At 72.3% G+C, this 19,978-nt stretch carries 18 protein-coding genes; 3 read left to right on the forward strand and 15 right to left on the reverse strand.

What is annotated here, in order from left to right:
• Positions 1-2: 2 nt before the first annotated feature.
• From ACF3NH_RS04485 to ACF3NH_RS04520, 8 genes are read right to left on the reverse strand one after another with little or no spacing between them, the layout of a single operon-like run.
• The gene (locus ACF3NH_RS04485) at positions 3-917 is read right to left on the reverse strand and encodes an SDR family NAD(P)-dependent oxidoreductase (RefSeq protein ID WP_422921995.1); all 915 of its coding nucleotides are present in this window, start codon (positions 915-917) and stop codon (positions 3-5) included.
• A gap of 21 nt (positions 918-938) precedes the next feature.
• Positions 939-1,337 (reverse strand): Zn-ribbon domain-containing OB-fold protein, encoded by a 399-nt coding sequence (locus ACF3NH_RS04490; protein ID WP_422921996.1) that lies wholly within the window; start codon positions 1,335-1,337, stop codon positions 939-941.
• A 4-nt stretch (positions 1,338-1,341) separates the two neighbouring features.
• Positions 1,342-2,514 carry a thiolase domain-containing protein gene (locus ACF3NH_RS04495; RefSeq protein ID WP_198367498.1) on the reverse strand — a complete coding sequence of 391 codons (1,173 nt, stop codon included), beginning with the start codon at positions 2,512-2,514 and terminating at the stop codon, positions 1,342-1,344.
• A 31-nt stretch (positions 2,515-2,545) separates the two neighbouring features.
• On the reverse strand, positions 2,546-3,571 hold the full coding sequence (locus ACF3NH_RS04500; RefSeq protein WP_422921997.1) for a Bug family tripartite tricarboxylate transporter substrate binding protein: 1,026 nt from the start codon (positions 3,569-3,571) through the stop codon (positions 2,546-2,548).
• A gap of 52 nt (positions 3,572-3,623) precedes the next feature.
• Positions 3,624-4,799 (reverse strand): acyl-CoA dehydrogenase family protein, encoded by a 1,176-nt coding sequence (locus tag ACF3NH_RS04505; protein WP_422921998.1) that lies wholly within the window; start codon positions 4,797-4,799, stop codon positions 3,624-3,626.
• Positions 4,796-5,875 (reverse strand): acyl-CoA dehydrogenase family protein, encoded by a 1,080-nt coding sequence (locus ACF3NH_RS04510; protein WP_422921999.1) that lies wholly within the window; start codon positions 5,873-5,875, stop codon positions 4,796-4,798. Before ACF3NH_RS04510 ends, ACF3NH_RS04505 begins: the two co-directional genes overlap by 4 nt.
• A complete protein-coding gene (locus ACF3NH_RS04515) occupies positions 5,872-6,720 on the reverse strand; it encodes a MaoC/PaaZ C-terminal domain-containing protein (protein WP_422922000.1) in 849 nt (282 codons plus the stop codon). Before ACF3NH_RS04515 ends, ACF3NH_RS04510 begins: the two co-directional genes overlap by 4 nt.
• Entirely contained in the window at positions 6,717-8,846 is a 2,130-nt protein-coding gene (locus ACF3NH_RS04520) for an acetate--CoA ligase family protein (protein WP_422922001.1), read from the reverse strand. Before ACF3NH_RS04520 ends, ACF3NH_RS04515 begins: the two co-directional genes overlap by 4 nt.
• Positions 8,847-9,125: 279 nt before the next feature.
• Here ACF3NH_RS04520 and ACF3NH_RS04525 point away from each other — a divergent pair, with 279 nt between their 5' ends.
• Positions 9,126-10,337 carry a serine hydrolase domain-containing protein gene (locus ACF3NH_RS04525; protein ID WP_422922002.1) on the forward strand — a complete coding sequence of 404 codons (1,212 nt, stop codon included), beginning with the start codon at positions 9,126-9,128 and terminating at the stop codon, positions 10,335-10,337.
• A gap of 9 nt (positions 10,338-10,346) precedes the next feature.
• Here ACF3NH_RS04525 and ACF3NH_RS04530 read toward each other — a convergent pair whose 3' ends face one another.
• Genes ACF3NH_RS04530 through coxB form a run of 3 tightly spaced genes read right to left on the reverse strand, consistent with a single transcriptional unit; the run spans position 10,347 to position 13,956 of the window.
• On the reverse strand, positions 10,347-10,721 hold the full coding sequence (locus tag ACF3NH_RS04530; RefSeq protein WP_422922003.1) for a hypothetical protein: 375 nt from the start codon (positions 10,719-10,721) through the stop codon (positions 10,347-10,349).
• Complete coding sequence (gene ctaD, locus ACF3NH_RS04535; protein WP_422922004.1) at positions 10,718-13,228, reverse strand: cytochrome c oxidase subunit I; 2,511 nt, start codon at positions 13,226-13,228, stop codon at positions 10,718-10,720. The genes ACF3NH_RS04530 and ctaD overlap by 4 nt, the downstream gene beginning before the upstream one ends.
• Positions 13,225-13,956, reverse strand: coding sequence for a cytochrome c oxidase subunit II (gene coxB / locus ACF3NH_RS04540; protein ID WP_422922005.1), 732 nt, complete (start codon positions 13,954-13,956; stop codon positions 13,225-13,227). The genes ctaD and coxB overlap by 4 nt, the downstream gene beginning before the upstream one ends.
• 30 nt (positions 13,957-13,986) lie before the next feature.
• On the opposite strand from coxB, the gene ACF3NH_RS04545 reads away from it, so the two are divergent.
• On the forward strand, positions 13,987-14,481 hold the full coding sequence (locus ACF3NH_RS04545; RefSeq protein ID WP_198367507.1) for a DUF2231 domain-containing protein: 495 nt from the start codon (positions 13,987-13,989) through the stop codon (positions 14,479-14,481).
• Here the strand turns inward: ACF3NH_RS04545 and ACF3NH_RS04550 are convergent.
• Both ACF3NH_RS04550 and ACF3NH_RS04555 read right to left on the reverse strand, forming a co-directional pair.
• On the reverse strand, positions 14,448-14,951 hold the full coding sequence (locus ACF3NH_RS04550; protein ID WP_422922006.1) for a CopD family protein: 504 nt from the start codon (positions 14,949-14,951) through the stop codon (positions 14,448-14,450). The two genes, ACF3NH_RS04545 and ACF3NH_RS04550, sit on opposite strands and share 34 nt — an antisense overlap.
• Before the next feature lies 1 nt (position 14,952).
• A complete protein-coding gene (locus tag ACF3NH_RS04555; protein ID WP_422922007.1) occupies positions 14,953-15,687 on the reverse strand; it encodes a cytochrome c oxidase assembly protein in 735 nt (244 codons plus the stop codon).
• A 174-nt stretch (positions 15,688-15,861) separates the two neighbouring features.
• On the opposite strand from ACF3NH_RS04555, the gene ACF3NH_RS04560 reads away from it, so the two are divergent.
• Positions 15,862-17,190 carry a carbohydrate porin gene (locus tag ACF3NH_RS04560; protein ID WP_422922008.1) on the forward strand — a complete coding sequence of 443 codons (1,329 nt, stop codon included), beginning with the start codon at positions 15,862-15,864 and terminating at the stop codon, positions 17,188-17,190.
• Here the strand turns inward: ACF3NH_RS04560 and ACF3NH_RS04565 are convergent.
• Together ACF3NH_RS04565 and ACF3NH_RS04570 are read right to left on the reverse strand one after the other, a co-directional pair.
• Positions 17,187-19,610 (reverse strand): helicase-related protein, encoded by a 2,424-nt coding sequence (locus ACF3NH_RS04565; RefSeq protein ID WP_422922009.1) that lies wholly within the window; start codon positions 19,608-19,610, stop codon positions 17,187-17,189. The genes ACF3NH_RS04560 and ACF3NH_RS04565 overlap by 4 nt on opposite strands.
• 52 nt (positions 19,611-19,662) lie before the next feature.
• A complete protein-coding gene (locus tag ACF3NH_RS04570) occupies positions 19,663-19,872 on the reverse strand; it encodes a hypothetical protein (RefSeq protein ID WP_198367512.1) in 210 nt (69 codons plus the stop codon).
• Between the last annotated feature and the right edge of the window lie 106 nt (positions 19,873-19,978).

The raw sequence follows: 19,978 nt of genomic DNA on the forward strand, positions 1-19,978 counted from the left end.
GATCAGACCGGGTCCCAGGAGAAGACGTCGGGGCTCCGGTCGAGCGGCACGGCATGGCCGCGCAGCGCCGGCCAGGCGTGTTCCGCGATGAGCTCCGGCGTCCAGCCTTCCGAGCGGTGGGCGCTGCGCACCGGGCGGGGCTGGCTGAAGATGAAGAGCTCGTTGTTGCGGGCCGCGAAGATCTGGCCGTTCACGTCCTTCGCCGCGTCGCTGGCCAGGAAGACCGCCAGGGTGGCGTTCTTCTCCGGCGTCATGCGCTTCAGCTTCTCGACCCGGGCCTTCTGCTCCGGCGTCTCGGCCGGGATGGAGCTGGTCATGCGGCTCCAGGCGAAGGGCGCGATGCAGTTGGACCGCACGCCGAAGCGCTGCATGTCGAGGGCGATGGACTTGGACAGCGCCGCGATGCCGAGCTTGGCCGCCGAATAGTTCGCCTGGCCGAAATTGCCGATCAGGCCCGAGGTCGAGGTCATGTGCACATAGGCGCCCGAGCCCTGGGCGCGGAAATGCTCGGCCGCGGCGCGGGAGACGAAGAAGCTGCCGTTGAGATGCACGTCGATGACGGCGCGCCACTCCCCCTCGGTCATCTTGTGGAAGATCTGGTCGCGCAGGATGCCGGCATTGTTGACGACGATGTCAACGCGGCCGAAGGCCTCGATGGCCGAGGCGACGATGCGGCGGGCGCTGTCCCAGCCGGCGACGCTGTCGGTATTGGTCACCGCCGTGCCGCCGCGCTGCTCGATGATGCCCTTGGTCTGCTCGCCCGGCGTGGCGGAGGTGTCGCCCTCCCCGCTCAGCGAGGCGCCGATGTCGTTGATCACCACCTTGGCCCCGGCCTGGGCCATGGCTAGGGCGATCTCCCGCCCGATTCCGCCGCCAGCGCCGGTGACGATGGCGACCTTTCCTTCCAGCATGGACATGGATCGTTTCCTCTTCCTGGCTCAGACGGGCGTGAACATGGGCACGGGCTGGCCGTCGCCCTCGCTGGGCACGAAGGTGACGCGCACCTTCTGCCCGACCTTGATCCTGTCGAAGTCGCAATCGACGATATTGGTCATGATGCGCGGCCCCTCGGCCAGCTCCACATAGGCGATGGCATAGGGAACCTTCGCGCGCATGATGCTGAAGGTATAGATCGTGCCCTCGCCGCTGGCCGGCACGAACTCCACCTCGCCCTCATCATCGAAGGGGCAGATGGGGCGCGGCGGGTAGTGCACCTTGCCGGTCTTGGTGTTGCGGCCGATCAGAAGCTTGCCGTCCCGCGCCGCGTCCCAGAAGGGCCTGGTGGAGACGTCCGGGGTCGGGCTCGGCGGCACGCGCTTCGGGGTCTGTTCGCTCATGGCCTCACTCCCTCTCCAGGATCAGCGTCGCGCTGCCATGGCGGGTGCCGAGCGAGCCGCCCGTGCCATGCGCCAGCGCCAGGTCGCAATTCTTCACCTGCACCGCCGGATGCGCCTCGCCGCGCAGCTGACGCACCGCCTCGATCACCTTGGTGATGCCGCCCCGATTGGCCGGGTGGTTGTTGCAGAGCCCGCCGCCATCGGTGTTGAAGGGCAGCTTGCCGACGCCCGAGATCAGGTTGCCGTCGGAGACGAACTTGCCGCCCTGGCCACGCTCGCAGAAACCGAGATCCTCGAGCTGCAGCAGGACGGTGATGGTGAAGCTGTCGTAGATGCTGGCGTACTTGATGTCCGCCGGCCTGACGCCCGCCATCTCGAAGGCGCGGGCGCCGGAGTAGCGCGCGCCGGTATAGGTCAGGTCGAGCTGCCCGCCCATCTGGTGCTTCACCGTCTCGCCGGCGCCGCGCACCGTGACGACAGGCCGCTTCAGGCTGCGGGCGACCTCCGGGCTGGTGACGATCAGCGCGCCGCCGCCGTCGCTGATGACGCAGCAATCGAGGCGGTGCAGCGGATCGGCCACCAGCGGCGAGTTCACCACATCCTCGACCGTCACCACCTTGCGCAGCATGGCATGCTCATTGTGCTGCGCATGGTGCGAGGCGGCGACCTTGATCCAGGCCAGCTGCTCGCTGGTGGTACCGAACTCGTACATGTGTCGGCGGGCGCACATGGCGTACATGTTCGCGATCGCCGCGCCATAGGGGTATTCGAACTGCACGTCGGGCTGCGCGGGATTGCCGGCGCGCGGCGCGGTGCCGGTCGCCATGCCCTCGGCGCGCGGCCGCCCGGCCAGCGTGATCAGCGCCACGCTGCACTTGCCGAGGGCGATGGCCTCGGCCGCGTGCGCCACATGCGCCAGATAGGAGCAGCCGCCGAGATCCGTGGCATCGACATGCTTCAGCCGGTCGAGGCCGATATAGTCGGCCATGCTCAGCGGGCCCATGCCGGGCGCATCGCCGGCACAGAAATAGGCGTCCACGTCGCGGCGGGTCAGCCCGGCGTCGCGCAGCGCCCCCAGCGCCACCTCGGCATGGAGTTGCGCGGTGCTCTTGTCCTCGGCCTTGCGCGTCGGATGCTCATAGGCGCCGACGATGCAGGCCTTGCCTCGGATACTCACAGGCAGCCTCTCCTTCTCATGCGTTCCATACTCATTGCACCACGATACGGCCGGCCCGCGCCACCTCGGCCCAGCGCGCGATCTCCTCGTGGATGAAAACCTCGAAAGCCTGCGGCGTGGTGCCGCCCGCCGGCGTCAGCCGTGGCTGCTCGGCGGCGAAGTCCTGCATCCGCCGGGCCCACCCCGCCTCGCGCACCACCGCATCGATCTCGCGTCCCAGCCGCGCCACGACGGGCGCCGGGGTCCTGGCCGGCGCCTGGATGCCGAACCAGGAGACCGCGTCGAAATCCGCGATCCCCGCCTCCCGCAGCGTCGGCACGTCCGGCAGCACCGGCGAGCGCATGGCGCTGGTCACCGCCAGCGCGCGGATCTGCCCCTCGCGGATGAAGTTGAGCGCCGAGGGGATGTTGTCCATCGCCAGCTCGATCCGGCCGGAGACCAGTTCGGTCAGCATCGGGCCCGAGCCGCGATAGGGCACGTGCTGGATGTCGATGCCGGTGCGCGCCTTGAGCAGCTCCATGCAGGCATGCGGGCTGCCGCCGATGCCAGAGGTGCCGTAGTTCAGCCCGCCGGGGTCCTTCCTCGCCGCCGCGAGCATGCCGGCGATATCGGTGATCGCCATCCCCTTCGCCGCCAGCACGACATTCGCGACGCGCGTCACCAGTCCGACGGCGGCGAGGTCCTTCGGCTGGTAGGGCATGCGCGACCCGTAGGCGGCGTAGTTGATGGCCGCCGTGCCGATCGAGGCCATCAGGATGGTGTAGCCATCGGGCTCCGCCTTGGCGACCGCGTCGGCGCCGATATTGCCGCCCGCCCCGCCGCGGTTCTCGACCACCACCGCCTGGCCGAGCCGCGCCGAGAGCTGCTCGGCCAGCAGGCGACCGATGAGGTCGGTCGTGCCGCCGGGCGGGAAGGGGATGATCATGCGGATGGTCCGCTGCGGCCATGTGCCCCCCTGGGCGTCCGCCGTGGTGCCCGGCTGGGCGCGCGCCACGGCCGGCAGGGCGAGCAGGCCCGCGGCTGTCAGAAGGCCGCGGCGGTTCGGGGCGATCGGCATCATTCCTCCTTCCGCGCGGGGCGGCCTTGTCACCGGCCGCCTCCGCCGCGCATCAGCCGGGCAGCTCCAGCACGTTCTTGGCCAGGATGCCGCGCTGGATCTCGGAGCTGCCGCCGTAGATCGTCGTCGGCCGCGCCTCGATGAACTGGCCGGAGGGGTGGAGATCCCGGTTGCCGCCCATCGGCTCCAGCAGGCCGGCATTCTCTCCGGCGATGTCCATCATCACCTCGGTGATGCGCTGGAACAGCTCGGCCTGATGCAGCTTCAGCATGGACACGTCGGGGCCAAGCGATTCGCCGCGCCGCAGGATGGCGACATAGGTCTCGTAGAGCGCCTTGTGGTCCTCGAGATCCAGCCGCAGCCTCGTGTAGCGCTCCTGGAAGTCCGGCTCGTCGAACACGCCCATCCGCTCGGCCAGGTTCTTCAGGCGGCCCAGCGCGTAGCCCGACTGGCGCGGCGAGCCCAGGAAGATGCGCTCGAAGCCGAGCAGCGCCTTGGCCATGCTCCAGCCCTTGTTCGGCTGGCCGACCAGGTTCTCCCGCGGCACGCGGACATTGTCGAAGAACACCTCGCAGAACTCGTCATGCAGGCCGAGATTGATGATCGGCCGCACCGTCACGCCCGGCGTCTTCATGTCGATCAGCAGGAAGCTGATGCCTTCCTGCTTCTTCGCCGTCTTGTCGGTGCGGACGAGACAGAAGATCCAGTTGGCGTCGGTGGCCAGCGTGGTCCAGATCTTCTGGCCGTTGACCACGTAGTGGTCGCCATCCAGCACCGCCTCGGTGCGCAGCGAGGCGAGGTCGGAACCCGCGCCCGGCTCGGAATAGCCCTGGCACCAGATGTCCTCGCCCGCCAGGATGCGCGGCAGGAAGCGGCTCCGCTGCGCCTCAGTGCCGAAGCGGATCAGCAGGGGGCCGAGCATGATCACGCCGTGATCGGGCAGGCGCGCCACGCCATGCCGCTCATACTCCTCGATCAGGATGATCTGCTTGGCGGCGCTGAGGCCCATGCCGCCCAGCTCGCGCGGCCAGCCCGGCGCCACCCACCCCTTGGCCTTGACCTTCTCGAACCAGGCCTGGCCCTGCTCCCAGTGCAGCCGGTGCTGCGGATTCCGCAGCTCGGCGGGATACTCGCTCTCGACGAAGCGCCGCGCCTCGGCGCGGAATTCCTCGTCCGACAGCGCATCCCAGTTGGTGCCGGCGGAACTCATCTCGGCGGACTGGCTCATGCCTCTTCCTCCCGCGCCTCGGCGGCAAAGCGGCGGCGGTGCAGCGCCGCCGGGCCGAACTGGTTGAACAGCACCATGGTCTTGCGGAGATAGAGGCTGATGTCGGCCTCGTCGGTGTAGCCGATGCCGCCGTGAAGCTGGATCGACTGCTTGGTCACCAGCATCGCCGTGTCCGAGGCGCGTGCCTTGGCGCGGGAGATGGCGGCGCGGCGCGCGGCGCGCGGCGAACCCTCCCGGTCCAGCGTGGCGGCGGCGGATTCGATGCTGGCGCGCGTCAGGGCGAGCTGGATCTTGAGATCGGCGGCGCGGTGCTGCAGCGCCTGGAAGCTGCCGATCGGCTTGCCGAACTGCTGCCGCGTGCGGAGATAGTCCAGCGTGACCGTGAAGGCCTGATCGGCGACGCCGAGCAGGTAGGCGGCGGTGCCGAGGGCCGCCTCGTCCAGCGCGTCCTCCACCTCCGCCACGGCGACCGTGCCGAGGCTCTCCCCGCCGGACGGGCGCAGCGTGCCGAAGAACCCGCCATCCTGCGTCTTCTCCAGCGTCAGGTCGGCCCCCGCGCGCGGCTGCAGGCGCAGCGACAGCCCGTCGCCCTCGCGCACCGGCACCAGGAAGGCCTCGGCGCCGCCGGCCTGGCCGATGAACAGGCGCGGCGCATCGGCGGTGCCCGGCACATCCAGCCGCCCGGCGGCCTCCTGCCAGGCGGTCAGCACCAGGGCCTCGCCGGAGAGCAGCCGCGCCAGCGGCGCCTCCGCGCCCACGGCCGAGAGCAGCCGGGCCGACAGCGCCGCGCCGACCAGCGGCTCCGGCGCCAGGGCCGCGCCGAGTTCCTCGGCCACGGCGCAGAACTCGCTCATGCCGAGCCCGGCGCCCCCCCGCTCCTCGGGCACGCGAAGGCCGATCCAGCCCTGCTCGCCCATCTGCCGCAGCACGCCGGCATCGAAGCCCGGCGCCTCGAAGCGCAGGGCGCGGATGCGCTTGCGGTCGCCGCCGCGCGGCGCGAGGCCGGCCGCGCTGTCGCGGATCATGCGGATCGATTCGGCCCGCTCCTCCGCCGCCTGATCGAGCGCCGCGCTCATGCGAAATCCGCCTTGCCGTTGTTGACCACCACCACGTCGCGCTCGACCACACGGGCGCGGAAGGCGCCGCTCTTCCAGATCTCGGTGCGGATCGTCTCCCCGGGATAGACCGGCGAGGAGAAGCGCAGCGCCAGGCCCTTCATCGCCGCCGCATCGTAGTTGCCGAGCTCGCGCACCAGCGCGTGCGTCACCACGCCGAGTGTGCAGAGCCCGTGCAGGATCGGCCGCGGGAAGCCCGCGCGCGCCGCGATGTCGGGGTCGGCGTGCAGCGGATTGTCATCGCCGTTCAGCCGGTAGTACAGCGCCTGTTCCGGCCGCGTCGCCAGGTCCAGCGTGATGTCGGGCGCCGTCTCCGGCACCGGATGGACCGGCTGCACCGGGCCCGCCGGGCCGCCGAAGCCGCCGTCGCCGCGCAGGAAGGTGGTGCTGCCCGTCACCGCCAGCAGCGCGCCGGTCGCCGCGTCGGTGATCTCCTTCTCGGAATAGAGCAGCGCGCCCTTGCCCTCGCCCTTGTCGACGATGCCGGTGACGCGGGTGCGGCCGATGACCTCGCCATCGACCGGCAGCGGGCGGTGCAGGGTGATGCGCTGCTCGCCATGCACCACCTTGACCGCATCGACACCGGTCTCGGGATTGGCCAGCCAGAAGCCGGGATGGGCGATCACCACCGCCATCGAGGGCATCACGCGCAGGGCGCGGTGCGCGTCGACATAGTCGAGCTGCCGCTTGTCCATCGGGTCCTGGCCGAGCCCGATGGACAGGGCGTAGAACACGGCGTCGCGCGGCGTCACGCGCTGCCGCACCTCGGGGATCGGGAAGTTGAGAAGCTTCTCGTAGTCGATCACGCTTGGTCCTCCGCGATGTCGATCACCGCATCGGCGGCGAAGGCGCCCTGCCCCTCGGGCATGGCGAAGACGGGGTTGAGATCGATGCCGGCCAGGCCGGGGCCGGCCTGGTGGGCGAAGACGGACAGGCGCGAGAGCATGGCGGCCAGCGCCTTGATGTCGGCCGGCGGGCGGCCGCGGGCACCCTGCAGCAGCGGCGCGCCGCGGATCGAGCGGATCAGCGCCTCGGCCTCCGCCTCGCCGAAGGGGCAGCGGCGGAAGGCGACGTCCTTCAGCACCTCGACGAAGATGCCGCCCAGGCCGAACATGGCGACCGGGCCGAAGACCGGGTCGCGATGCACGCCGAGGATGCATTCGACGCCGCCCGAGAGCTGCTTCGCCACCAGCACGCCCTCGATGCGCGCCCGCGGCGCCGCCTCCGCCGCGCGCCGCTTCAGCAGGGCGAAGCCCTCGCGCACCGCCTCGGCCCCGGCCACGTTCAGCAGCACGCCGCCGATCTCGGACTTGTGCAGGATGTCGGGCGAGAGGATCTTCAGCACCACCGGATAGCCGAAGCCCTCGGCGGCGGCGACCGCCTCCTCCACCGTGGCGCAGGCGCGCTCGGGCGCGGCGGCGATGCCGGCCTCGCCCAGGATGCGCTTGGCCTCGGCCTCGCTCGGCGTGCTGGACGGCAGGGCGACGGGCGGCAGGGCCGGCGGCGCCGCGGGCGCGGCGGCGGCGAAGGCATCGCCGAAGCGGCCCATGGCCTGGATCGCCACCACGGCGCGCGAGGGATCCTCGAAGACGGTGAAGCCGTCGCTCTCGAACTCGCGGATCTGGTCGGGATTGGCGAGGATGGACAGGACGAAGAGCCGGTCCGGATGCGCCCGGCGCACCGCGCCCAGCTCGCGCCGGAGATGCGGCGCGACCGAGGCGGCGCCGCCGGTGTGGGTGAAGAAGCAGAGCGCCGACTTGTAGCCGCCATCGACCACCATGGATTCGGCGAAGCGGCCGACCAGCGTCAGGTCGTTCAGCGCCTGGGCCGTGCAGTCCACCGGGTTCTGCGGCGCCGAGAAGGGCACCAGGCCGCGCAGCTTCTCCTGCGCCGCCTGCGGCATGGGCGGCATGGCGAGGCCGGCGGCCTCGGCCGCGTCCGAGATCAGCACGCCCGCCCCGCCGCTGATGGTCAGCACGCCGAGCGTGTTGCCCACCGGATAGATGCGCTGCGTCGCGAGCCGCGCGATGTCGAGCAGTTCCTCCGTGGTGCGGGCGCGCACCACGCCGTACTCGGCCAGCACCGCGTCGGTCACGGCGTCGTCGCCGGCGATGGAGGCGGTGTGCGACTTGGCGGCGGCGCTGCCCACGGTGCTGCGCCCGACCTTCATCATCACCACCGGCTTGCGGTTCCGGCGCGCCAGCTCCAGCGCGGCGAGGAAGCTCTTCGCGTCGCGGATGCCCTCCGAATAGGCGGCGATCACCTCGGTCCCGTCATCCTGCGCCATCCAGCCGATCATGTCGCCGACATTGAGGTCGGCCTCGTTGCCGGTGGTGACGCAGCAGGAGATGCCGAGCCCGTGGTCGCGCGCCATGCCGAAAAGGTGCATGCCATAGGCGCCGGACTGGCTGGCGATGCCGATCGGGCCCGGGGTCGGCATGCCGCGCTCGAGGCTGGTCGAGAAGGTGCCGAAGAAGGCGGTGCGGGCATTGAACAGGCCGAGGCAGTTCGGCCCCAGCACGCGCATGCCGTCGGCGCGGGCCCGGGCCACGATGCGCGCCTCGGCCTCGGCGCCCGCCTCGCCCATCTCGGCGAAGCCGGCGCTGAACATGATGGCCGCCTTGACGCCGCGCGCGCCCAGCTCCGCCATGGTCGGCGCCACGGCGGCGGCCGGCACGGCGACGATGGCGACGTCCGGAACCTCCGGCAAGGCCGCGACCGACTGCCAGGCGGGCAGGCCCTGGATCAATCCGCTCTTGGGGTTCACCGGCAGGATCTTGCCCTGGTAGCCGGCCTCCAGCATCGAGGCGATGGGGCGACCGCCGATGCGCGTGGCATCGGCCGAGGCCCCGACCACCGCCACCGAGCGTGGCGAGAGCAGGGCCGAGAGCGCCTCCATGGGCAGCGCATCCTGGGCAGTCGTGTCTGGCACCGGCGGCATCCTTGTCCGGGCGGGAGGCCGCGCCGCGCCCTCGGCCCGGCCGCCGCCACCCGCCTGCTTTCCTTCCCCGGGCCCGCCCGGCTGTGGACCGGCCCCTCTGAACTTGGCGCGCAGGCTAGACGCCTCCCCGCATCTATTCAATATGCGGAATACCATTCCGATGCGGGAAAATCGGGGCTCTCAAAGCCCCCCTTGGGGTCCCGTGGGCTCGACGCGGCGAAGCGGCTGGCGCAGGATCCTCCTCCCTCTTTCCGGCCGTGGAGCCCGCCCATGGATCTCGTCCCGCCCGAGAGGCTCGGCCTCTGCCCGCAGCGCCTGCGCCGGATCGAGGGATGGGCGGAGCGGCTGGTGGCCGAAGGCAGGCTGCCCGGCCTCACCACCATGGTCGCCCGGCGGGGGCGGGTCGCGCATCTGCACAGCACGGGCCTGGCCGAGATCGCGTCCGGCACGCCGATGCGGCCGGAGACCATCTTCCGCATCTATTCCATGACCAAGCCGCTCACCAGCCTGGCCATCCTGATGCTCTATGAGGAAGGCCGTTTCCAGCTCGACGATCCCATCACCCGCTTCCTGCCGGACTTCGCGAACATGCGCGTCTGCACCGGCGGGGCGCGCGGCCGGCTGGAGACGGTGCCGGCGCGGCGCGACATCACCTTCCGCGACCTGCTGACCCACACCTCCGGCCTGACCTACGGCTTCATGCAGGCGACGCTGGTCGACGCGCTCTACCGGGAGCGCGGCGTGGACTTCCAGACCGCCGAGAGCAGCCTGGCCGTGGTGGTGGCCGAGGCCGCGCGGCTGCCGCTGATCGCCCAGCCTGGCGAGGCCTGGAACTACAGCATCGCCACCGACGTGCTGGGCCATCTGGTGGCGGTGATCTCGGGCGAACCCTTCGAGGTCTTCCTGCGCCGGCGCGTCATCGAGCCGCTCGGCATGGTGGATACCGACTTCCACGTGCCGCCGGAGAAGCATCACCGCCTCGCCGCCAACTACGCCCACGGCCCGGACGGCCTTGCCGTCATCGATGCGCCGGCCGGCAGCCGCTACCTCCGGCCGCGCGCGGTCTGCTCGGGCGGCGGCGGCCTGGTCTCCACCGTCGCCGACTACTGGGGCTTCTGCCAGCTCATGCTGAACAAGGGGGCGCTCGAGGGCACCCGCCTGCTCGGCCGCAAGACGGTGGCGCTGATGACCGCCAACCACCTGAACGGCGACATGGCGGCGATGGGCCAGGCGCGCTGGTCGGAATCCACGGCCGAGGGCATCGGCTTCGGGCTGGGCTTCTCGGTCATGCTCGATCCGGCCCGGGCGCAGATCCTCGGCACGCCGGGCGAATATGCCTGGGGCGGTGCCGCCTCCACCGCCTTCTGGATCGATCCGGCGGAGGAGATGGCGGTGATCCTGATGACCCAGCTCACCCCTTCCTCGACCTGGCCGATCCGGCGCGAGCTGCGCGTGCTGAGCTATCAGGCGGTGATCGACTGAGGGGCGCCCTCACAGGCAGTCGGAGGCCAGGAACACCGGGAGCCCTGTCCAGAGCGTCGCCAGCAGGCCGAAGGCCGCGCCGCCGATGGCGAGGACGCGGCGGAACTGGCGCTCGCCATTGTCGAGCGGCCCGGGCGCCCAGGCCCAGGCCAGCAGCCCCGCCAGCAGCAGCAGGTGCAGGCCCCAGACACCCAGCGCCACCAGCCGCTGCAGGCTGAGGCCGAACCCGCCCGCCCCGTCCCAGGGCCGGTCCCAGCCCCAGGCGCAGCCCAGCGAGACGGCGACGTAGAGCGCCAGGAAGGCGAGGCTCCAGAGGATGAAGGCCCCGGTGGCGACCAGGATGCCCGGAACGCGGCTCTGGACGGTGCGCCCCGGCGCGCTCATGGCGCGGCCAGCCAGGGCCAGAGTTGCAGCAGCAGCAGCGCCGCCACGCCGGAGAGGGCCGTATAGCCCTGCCACAGTCCGGTGTTGCGCGGCGCTAGGTCCCGCAGCGCCGAGACATAGCCGGCCCGGCAGCGCGCCAGGGTGAAGCCCGCCATCACCGCCCCCAGCCCGGCATGCAGCGCGACGTACAGGCCGAGGACCAGCGCCGTCGCCGCATAGGCATGGCCGGTGAAGTCCTGCCCCCGCCAGAGCGGCAGGGCCGCGAAGGCGAAGGCGGCCAGCAGCCCGGCCAGGGCGCCGAGGCCCATGAGCCAGGAACAGGCCCCGGTTCCGCCACGGCGCAGGCTGGCCCGGGCCAGCAGCGTCGCCAGCGGCGCCGCCAGCAGCCCGGCGAGGCCGAGAGCGGAGAGCCAGGGATCGAAGGCCAGCAGCGCCGGCGGCGGCCAGCCGGGCGCGACCAGGGCGAGGAACAGCGCGCCGAAGGCCAGCGAGGCGAAGAAGGCGGCATCGGCCACCAGCAGCAGCCCCATGCCGAGGAAGCCCGGCTGGGCCGGCGCCACCATGTGCAGCGGCAGGAAGAGCCCCTCCCCCGCCGCCACCCGCGCCGGATCGCGCCGCGCCCCCAGGCTCCAGCACCAGATCCAGCCGACCGCCAGCACGCCGGCGAGGCCGAGGCCGGTCAGCCAATAGGCCTTGAGCAGCAGGCCCAGGAAGCAGAGGGCCGTGGCCAGGCCGAGCGCCAGCGGCAGGAAGCTCGGGCGCGGCAGCAGGATGACCTGCTCCGGCCGCCCGCTCACCGCCTCGACGCCCAGCGTCTCCATCCAGCCATGCCGGGGCGTGCCTAGGACGTGCATCCCCACCGCCGCCTCCTGGCCGAGGCGCGGGCGGTCCGCCAGCGGGTCGCGGCTCTCGGCGGGCGGCAGGCTGGCGAAGTTGTAGCTCGGCGGCGGCAGCGGCATGGCCCATTCCAGCGTCTCCGCGCCCCAGGGGTTGCGCGGCGCGCGGCGGCCGAAGCGGCGCAGCAGCAGCATGTCCACCGCGAAGAGCGCGAAGCCGATGGCGCTGAGGAAGCCGCCCACGGAGGAGAGCAGGTTCAGCCAGTCCCAGCCGATGCCGGCCGGATAGGTATAGACCCGGCGCGGCATGCCGAGCAGCCCGGTCAGGTGCATCAGCAGGAAGGTCATGTTGACGCCGATGAAGACCAGCCAGAAGGCGGCATGGCCCAGATGGTAGATGGGCATCCGCCCGGTGACGTGCGGCAGCCAGTAGTAGGCGCCCGCCATCAGCGGGAAGACGAAGCCGCCGATCAGCACGTAGTGCAGGTGCGCGACGACGAAGTAGCTGTCATGCACCTGCCAGTCGAAGGGCACGGCGGCGACCATCACCCCGGTCAGCCCGCCATTGACGAAGATGAAGAAGAAGCCGAGCAGATAGAGCATCGGCAGGTCGAAGCGCGGCCGGCCCTTCAGCAGCGTGGCCAGCCAGGCGAAGATCTGCACCGCCGTGGGGATCGCCACCGCCATGCTGGCCGCGGAGAAGAAGCCCAGCGCCATGTGCGGGATGCCGACGGCGAACATGTGGTGCACCCAGAGGCCGAAGCTCAGGAACCCCATGGCGACCAGGGCCAGCACGATCCAGTTGTAGCCGACCAGCCGATGGCGGGCGAAGACCGGCAGGATGGTCGAGATCACCCCCGCCGCCGGCAGGAAGATGATGTAGACCTCCGGATGGCCGAACAGCCAGAAGAGGTGCTGCCAGAGCAGGGGGTCGCCGCCGCGCGTCGGGTCGAAGAAGGGCAGGCCGAAGGCGCGCTCCACCTCCAGCAGGATGCTGCCGAGGATCAGCGGCGGGAAGCCCACCAGCATCATCACCGCCGTCACCAGCATGTACCAGGCGAAGATCGGCATCCGCGCCAGCGACATGCCCGGCGCGCGCATCTTCAGGATGCTGGCGGTGATCTCCACCGCCGCGCTGACCGCCGAGATCTCGACGAAGGTGATGCCGAGCAGCCAGACATCGGCGTTGATCCCCGGCGTGTAGGTCGAGGAGGAGAGCGGCGTGTACATGAACCAGCCGCCATCGGGCGCGATGCCCAGCAGCATGGCGAGGATGATGAAGCCGCCGCCCAGCAGGTAGCACCAGTAGCCATAGGCGGAGAGGCGCGGGAAGGCGAGGTCGCGCGCGCCAAGCATCTTCGGCAGCAGGTACATCGCCAGCCCTTCGAGCATCGGGATGGCGAAGAGGAACATCATCACCGTGCCGTGCATGGTGAAGACCTGGTTGTAGAGGCCGGGCGGCATGAAGGTGTTGCCCGGCGTCGCCAGCTGGGCGCGGATCAGCATGGCCAGCACGCCGCCGATGGCGAAGAAGACGAAGGCCGTGACCATGAAGCGCAGCCCGACCACCGTGTGGTTCACGGCGGCGAGGCGGCCGAGGCCGGGCGGCGTGCCCCAGATCGCCTCCAGCGCGCGGTGGCGGCGGATCGGGTCGGGCGGAAGGGCGTTCATGGGCTGCGCTCCGGCACCGGATTGGCGGTCGGGGTGAGGCGTAGCCCGGCCAGGGCGGCGGCATAGTCCTCCGGCGCGTGGGCGCGCACGCGGAAGCGCATCCGCGTGTGCTCCAGGCCGCAGAACTCGGCGCATTGCCCCTCGTAGAGGCCGGGCGCGTCGGCCTGCAGGCGCAGCAGGTTCTCATGGCCCGGAATGGCGTCCAGCTTGCCGGCCAGGCGCGGCACCCAGAAGCTGTGGATCACATCCGCCGCCGTCAGCCGCAGGTCGACCGGCACGCCCACCGGGATGTGCAGCTCGTCGGTGGTGCGGATGGCGCGCCCCGCCGCGTCGTACTGCGTGAAGGTCCAGAACCACTGCCGCGCCTCGCCCTCGGCGCGCACCACGCGCGGGCCGGGATGCGGCAGCAAGGCCTCCCCCGCGCGCAGCGAGACGACCAGCAGCACGGCCAGCACCGCCAGCGGGAAGGCCAGCCCGCCACCGGCCAGGAAGCGCCCGGCATCCAGGCCGCGCCCGCGCCGGCGCGGCAGCACGGCATAGAGCGCGAGGCCGCAGACGCCGAGCAGGATCAGGCTGGCGCCGGCGAACATCACCCACCAGAGCGTGGCCACCGCCGCCGCGCCGGGCCCCGCCGGATCGAGCACCGACTGGGGGCCGGAGCAGGCGGCGAGAAGCGGCAGGGCCGCCGGCAACCCCACCCGCCGGCCGCCGCTTAAAGCCGCATCCACGCCACGCCGCAGCCGGGAGGGCCGTGCCTCATGTCGAATTCGATTCCTGAACTCAGCGGCGACGCCGTCGGCTCCAAGGTCGCCGTCGCGGGTCATCCGATCCATGCCATGCTGGTCGCCTTTCCGATCGCGCTGGTGATGGCGACACTGGCCTGCGACGTTTTCTACTGGTGGTCGGCCGATCCCTTCTGGGTCCGGGCCGGGCTGTGGGCCAGCGGCGCCGCCTTCGGACTTGGCCTGCTCGCCGGCCTGTCCGGCACCGCCGAGCTGCTGCTGGTGCGCGACATCCGCCGCCACAGCGCCGGATGGACCCATTTCGTGGCCGCGGTGATGCTGCTCTCCGTCGCCGGCGCCAACTGGGCGCTGCGGCTGTTCGAGGGGGGGCCAGCCGAGCTCGGCACGCCCCTGCCCTGGGGTCTGTTCCTCTCGGTCCTGGCCGCGGTCTTCGTCGGGCTGGCGGGCTGGCATGGCGGCAAGCTGGTGTTCGAGCATCAGATCGGCCTCATGCTCTCGGGCGACGACTGATAGAGCTCCTGCCCCTTCCCTGGCTGGCGCAGCCAGTCGGGGAAGACGCCGTCGCCGATCCCGGGCTTGCCCAGCACCAGCAACAGCACCACCAGGATCAGCAGGCAGGCGGTCACGATCATCAGGATGCTGCGCCAGCGCGCGTAGCAGCGCTCCGGCTCCGCCAGCAGCCCGAGCACATGGCCGCAGTACATGTGCAGCGCCACCATCCCCCCCACCACCATCAGCTTCAGGAAGAGCCAGGGCACCAGCACGCCATAGGCGAAGATCAGCCCGGTGCCGGTGGCGATGGCCAGCACCGCCGCCGGCGAGACGATGGCGCGGTAGCCGACCCAGGTGAACTTCCAGAGCTGCCTCAGTTGCGGCCCGGACGGATGGCGGGCACGGCCGATGAAGAGGCTCGGCAGGAAGATCAGCCCGGCGCACCAGACGCAGAGCGTGGCGATATGCGCGGCCTTCAGCCAGGCCATCTCAGGCATCCCGCTCAGGCGCCGCCTCGTCCAGCCAGCGTCCGGCGCGAACCAGGGCGGCGAGCAGGTAGATCAGGCTGGCCGGCACCCACATGATCAGCCCGGCGAGCTGCTGGTCCTGCAGGGGCGAGAAGCCCCAGGCCTGGGTGGTGGCGAGATGCGGCGCGTAGAGCGCGGCGGGGGCGAAGGTGATCAGCGCGCCGAGCAGGCCCATCTGCGCCATCATCGCCAGCAGGCCGGAGACATAGGGCCAAGCCTCGTCCCGCCGGCCGAGGGCGGCGGCCCAGAACGTCAGCGCGCTGCCCAGCAGCGTGGCCTGCATGCCCCAGTAGACCGCGTCGCCCGACAGCGCGGCGGCATAGGCGGGCGGCGCGTGCCAGAGCCAGAGGATGACGACATGCAGAGGCAGCGCCAGGGACAGCCAGGCGCCGGCCCGCCGCCGGGTGCCGTCGCGCAGCGCCAGGGCGAGAAGCGGCGCCGCGACCCCGATCAGCAGGACATGATGCAGCGTGCGGGCGGCGAAGAGAGCCGAGCTCAGCGCGCAGAGCGGCGAGACGAAGGCGACGATCAGGACCGACCAGGCCAGCAGCGCCATGCCACGCCGCGGGGCCGGCCGCAGCGGCGCCCACCCCAGGAGCAGCGCCAGGCCGGTCAGCAGGAGCGGGTCCGTGTTCCAGCGACCCCAGGCCTCGGCCGGCCCGGGCCCCGCGCCGCAATAGGGGATCGCATCCCACACCTCGCCTCTCCCCCGACTCTGCGTATCCTGGCGGCCAATGCGAGGCGGCGATGAAAGTTGCGGAAGCTTAAGTTTTAACCTCAGGTTGCTTTATGCTGGAATAATGCACGCGCCCTCGCCGCCACCGGGGGCGCCCCCTTGGCCTGCCGCCGTCCGTATCGGGAACCGACCTCCATGCCGATCTCCACCGGGAGCCGCCGAGGCGCGCGTCGTGCCACCCTGCTCGTCGCGGTGGGCCTCGCCGTGCTGCTGGCGCCGCCGCTGCGGGCGCAGGAAGCCCCCGATCCCACCGAGGCCTGCGACGATCATGTCCTGGCCTCCGGCCTCTGCCTGGGCGCCGAGGCCCTGGCGGACGGCTTCGTCAATCTCGACGGCGGCCTGCGGCGGGGCGCCGCGGCGCTCGGGCAGGTGAAGCTGACCCTGCTGGCGGATCTGGACCGGATGGCGGGCCTGCGGGGCTGGAGCATCGGCCTCGGCGCCTATGCGCTGGTGGGGCGCCGCCCGACCGAGACCCTCACCGGCGGCCTGGCCCCGGCCAGCGGCGCCGAGGCGCTGCCGACCGCCGCCCTGGCCGATGCCTGGGTGCAGTACGCGGTGCCAGGCCGGGCCTCGCTGCGGGTCGGGCAGATGGCGGCGGACAACGAGTTCGCCCGCGCCGACGCCGCGGAATACCTGGTGAACAGCACCTTCAGCTGGCCGGTCGCGCTGACCGAGGCGCTGCCCTCGGGCGGCCCGGCCTATCCTTTCGCCGCCCCCGGCCTCCGGCTCAGCCTGGCCGATCCCGACCAGGGCAGCGGCCTGCGCCTGGCGCTGTTCTCCGGCGATCCGGGCGGGCGCTATGGCGAGGAGACGGAGCCGCAGCGGCACAACCGCTACGGTATCAACCCGAGCTTCACCGGCGGCGCGCTGATGCTGGCGGAAGCCGTGGTCGGCGCCGACAGGCCGGGCGAGGCCCCCCGCCCCTGGGTGCTGCGGCTGGGCGGCTGGTACCACAATGGCGGCTTCGACGATGTGCGGCGCGACAGCGCGGGGCGTTCCCTCGCCGATCCGCGCGCCGGCGCGCCGCGCCGCTACGGGCAGAACTATGGCGGCTATGCCATCGGCGAGGTCGCCCTCGGCCCGGTCGCGATCTTCGCGCGCGGCTTCTACGCGCCGCCCGGCCGCAACACGGTGACGGCGCAGGGCGATCTCGGCCTGGCCTGGCGCGACCTGCCCTGGCGGCCGCAGGACACCCTCTCGCTCGGCGTCTCGCAGGCGCATATCGGCCGCGAGGCGCGGCGGCTGGACCGCGAGACCGCCTTCGTCACCCGCTCCGCCTGGCCGGAGCGCAGCCACGAGACGGTCGTCGAGGTCAACTACAACCTCCCCCTCGGCGCGGTGGAGATCCGCCCCCTGGTGCAATGGATGCTGAACCCGGCGGCGGGAGCGGCGGAAGAGCGGCGGGGCAACCGCGCCCTGTCCGATTCGCTGCTGGTCGGCCTGCGCCTGCAGATCACGCTCTAGGACCGGGGGGCGCTCCGGCCGGCCCGATCCGGCGCGCTCCGCCCCACCGCCTTGCCGCGCCGCTGCTGGCGCAGCACGGCCTCGATCCAGTCGTCGAGCCGCGCCGTCTCCAGCTCCGCCTCGTCCCGGTCCGGATAGGCGGCGGCGAAGCGCAGCGCCAGCCAGCGCCAGGCGACCAGGCGCTTGTGCACCTTCTCGGCCTTCTGCAGCTCCTCGCCGCTGGCCTTGTCAGGCGGCGGCAGGCGCCCGGCCAGCGGCGGCCGCACCGGCCGCCCGGCGCCATGGTCCACCGCCCAGCGCGCCAGGCGGGTGATGCCGTTGTCGCGCTCGTCCACCGGGCAGAGGGCATAGGTCCAGCGATCCATCAGCGACAGGCCGGCGACGCCGTCGATGGCGGCGGCGATGGCCATGGGCTGCGTCAGGTCGGCCAGGCGGTAGTTGGGATCGTCCTTGCGCAGAACGGCGCGCTTGATGCGCGCCAGCACGCCGAACAGGCTGTCCGAGCCGATCTCCTCGGCGACCGCGGCGATGATCTCCGCATCCGGCTGCACCTGCGGGCGCAGTTCGGCGGGCGGCGCGGGCGGCGCCTCCAGCATGGCGCGCACGAAGTCCGGGCTGCCGGCCCCGGACAGCACCGCGACCACGCCGCCCTCATGGTGGCCGAAGCGCCCGGCGCGGCCGCCGATCTGCTTCACCTCCTGGCTGGTCAGGTCGCGCCGCTCCTCGCCATCGAACTTGCGCAGGGTGGAGAAGACGACGCGGCGGATCGGCAGGTTCAGCCCCATGCCGATGGCATCCGTCGCCACCAGCAGGTCGGCCTCGCCCTCCCGGAAGCGCGCGGCCTCGGCGCGCCGCACCTCGGGCGAAAGCGCGCCATAGACCACGGCGACCTTGCGGCCGCGCTTCACCAGTTCCTCGCGCAGGTCCATCACGTCGCGGCGCGAGAAGGCCACCAGCGCGTCCCCGGCGCGCAGCGTGCCGAAGCCGACCGGCCCGCCGGCGGCATGCAGCGGGCTCTTGCGCTGGAGCGAGATCTCCTCGACCTCGTCGCCGCAGAGCGCGGCGATGCGGCGGACCATCAGGATGCATTCCGGCGCGCCCAGCACGAAGAGCTGGCGTGCCGGCACGCCCATGATGGCGGCGGTCCAGGCGGCGCCGCGGTCGCGGTCGTGCAGCAGCTGCGCCTCGTCGACGATGGCGACGTCGACCGGCATGTGGAAGGGGCACATCTCCACCGTGGCGGCGAGGTGGCGGCTGCCGGGGGCCGGGATGCGCTCCTCGCCCGTGGTCAGCGCCGCCGCCACGCCCCGCGCCGCCAGCGCCTCGCGGAACTCGTGCGCCAGCAGGCGCAGCGGCGCCAGGGCCAGGCCGCTCTCCGCCGCCGCCAGCCGGTCGAGCGCCAGGTGGCTCTTGCCGCTGTTGGTCGGGCCGGTGACGATGGTGATGCGGCGGATCATCGCCCGCGCGGTGACGAAATGCGCCGCGTAGCGGTCCAGCGCGGCGACGCGGGCGATGGCGGCATTGGCCAGCTTGCCGCCCTTGCCGGCGGCGGCCTCGGCCCGGGCCAGGGCCCGGGGGTCGAGCCGCTCGCCGCCCGACCGGCCGGGCCGGGCCGGCTCGGCCGACGGAGCGGCGGCGCGCTCGGCTTCGCGCCAGGAGAACACCTCACGGCGCAGCGGCGCGATCTCGGCCGGGTCGAACTCCCAGCGCTCGCGCCGGCCCTTCGCCTCGCGCACGCGGCGCGCCGCCGGAACCAGCCCGGCGCCGGCCCAGCGCAGCGCCTCCCGCTCGGAGCAGCGCAGCAGGCCGGGCAGCGCCTCGATGCCGACGAGGCTCTTCTCCCAGGCTCGCAGCCGCGCCACCTCCTCGCGCCGCTTCGAGCGGGCGGCCGTCTCGGCGGCGCGCAGATCCCGCCGGCGCCCCTCCTCGAGCCGCTGCGAATCGAGCACGAAGCGCGCGGCCGTGGCGGCATCGAGCCCGTGCGCCTGGGCCACGGCGAGGGCCAGCGCCGCATGGCGCTCGGCCGGGAGGGCGGTGCCGGCATCGGCCAGCTCACCGGCCACCGCCTCCAGCGCCAGCTCGGGCGTCCGGCCGGCGGCGCGCAGCCGGGCGGCGCCGGCGGCCTCCAGCGCGAGGCGCAGGTCGGCCTCGTGCGGCTCGGGGTCGGTCAGGGTGGCGGCGGCGGCCTCGGCCTCCTGGGGGCGCAGCCAGGGCTGGCCGGCGCGGCCGGCCATGTCGCGCATCGCCGCCGCCCAGCCCTTGCGCCGCACCTCCGCCAGCGCCTCGCGCACCGCCGCGGCATCGGCCGGCAGGCGGCGGGCGACGCGGCGGATGAGCTGCGGCATCTCCCGCTTCTCGACCCGCAGGCCGGAGGCCTGGATGGCGGCCTCCGCGGGATGGACGGGGATGTCATCGGTCATGCGGGGGTCTTATCGAAAACGCCCCCGCCTCGCCATGGCGGTCTCGGTGGGCTCAGGCGGATGCGTGCGCCTCTCTCGCGTGCCCCCCTGGCGACGACGCGGCGGCGCGGCTGTCCGCCTCTCCCCCGGCGGCGGCCGAGAGGGCCTCCAGCAGCCGGTCGATATCCTTCTGGCACAGGCCGGTCGCGGCCTTCCGCGCGTCGCGATGCGCGGCCATCAGCGCGACGATCTGGGCGGCGCCGCAGGAACGGTGATGGAACATGACGGGCTTCCCCTTCCGGTGAGGCGATGGGGCCATGCTAAGCGATAATGAGAATTACTCGCAATAACTTTCGGCGAGGACCCGGCGCTGCGCGAAGGGTCGTGAA

It is taken from the genome of Pseudoroseomonas sp. WGS1072, from assembly GCF_049340465.1.
GTDB lineage: Bacteria > Pseudomonadota > Alphaproteobacteria > Acetobacterales > Acetobacteraceae > Pseudoroseomonas.

What these genes read in the sequence shown, in the direction of transcription:
- ACF3NH_RS04485 (WP_422921995.1), bottom strand. Translation starts at nt 917, where the DNA reads ATGTCCATGCTGGAAGGAAAGGTCGCCATCGTCACCGGCGCTGGCGGC.
- ACF3NH_RS04490 (WP_422921996.1), bottom strand. Translation starts at nt 1,337, where the DNA reads ATGAGCGAACAGACCCCGAAGCGCGTGCCGCCGAGCCCGACCCCGGAC.
- ACF3NH_RS04500 (WP_422921997.1), bottom strand. Translation starts at nt 3,571, where the DNA reads ATGCCGATCGCCCCGAACCGCCGCGGCCTTCTGACAGCCGCGGGCCTG.
- ACF3NH_RS04505 (WP_422921998.1), bottom strand. Translation starts at nt 4,799, where the DNA reads ATGAGCCAGTCCGCCGAGATGAGTTCCGCCGGCACCAACTGGGATGCG.
- ACF3NH_RS04510 (WP_422921999.1), bottom strand. Translation starts at nt 5,875, where the DNA reads ATGAGCGCGGCGCTCGATCAGGCGGCGGAGGAGCGGGCCGAATCGATC.
- ACF3NH_RS04525 (WP_422922002.1), top strand. Translation starts at nt 9,126, where the DNA reads ATGGATCTCGTCCCGCCCGAGAGGCTCGGCCTCTGCCCGCAGCGCCTG.
- ACF3NH_RS04530 (WP_422922003.1), bottom strand. Translation starts at nt 10,721, where the DNA reads ATGAGCGCGCCGGGGCGCACCGTCCAGAGCCGCGTTCCGGGCATCCTG.
- ctaD (WP_422922004.1), bottom strand. Translation starts at nt 13,228, where the DNA reads ATGAACGCCCTTCCGCCCGACCCGATCCGCCGCCACCGCGCGCTGGAG.
- ACF3NH_RS04545 (WP_198367507.1), top strand. Translation starts at nt 13,987, where the DNA reads ATGTCGAATTCGATTCCTGAACTCAGCGGCGACGCCGTCGGCTCCAAG.
- ACF3NH_RS04550 (WP_422922006.1), bottom strand. Translation starts at nt 14,951, where the DNA reads ATGGCCTGGCTGAAGGCCGCGCATATCGCCACGCTCTGCGTCTGGTGC.
- ACF3NH_RS04560 (WP_422922008.1), top strand. Translation starts at nt 15,862, where the DNA reads ATGCCGATCTCCACCGGGAGCCGCCGAGGCGCGCGTCGTGCCACCCTG.
- ACF3NH_RS04565 (WP_422922009.1), bottom strand. Translation starts at nt 19,610, where the DNA reads ATGACCGATGACATCCCCGTCCATCCCGCGGAGGCCGCCATCCAGGCC.
- ACF3NH_RS04570 (WP_198367512.1), bottom strand. Translation starts at nt 19,872, where the DNA reads ATGTTCCATCACCGTTCCTGCGGCGCCGCCCAGATCGTCGCGCTGATG.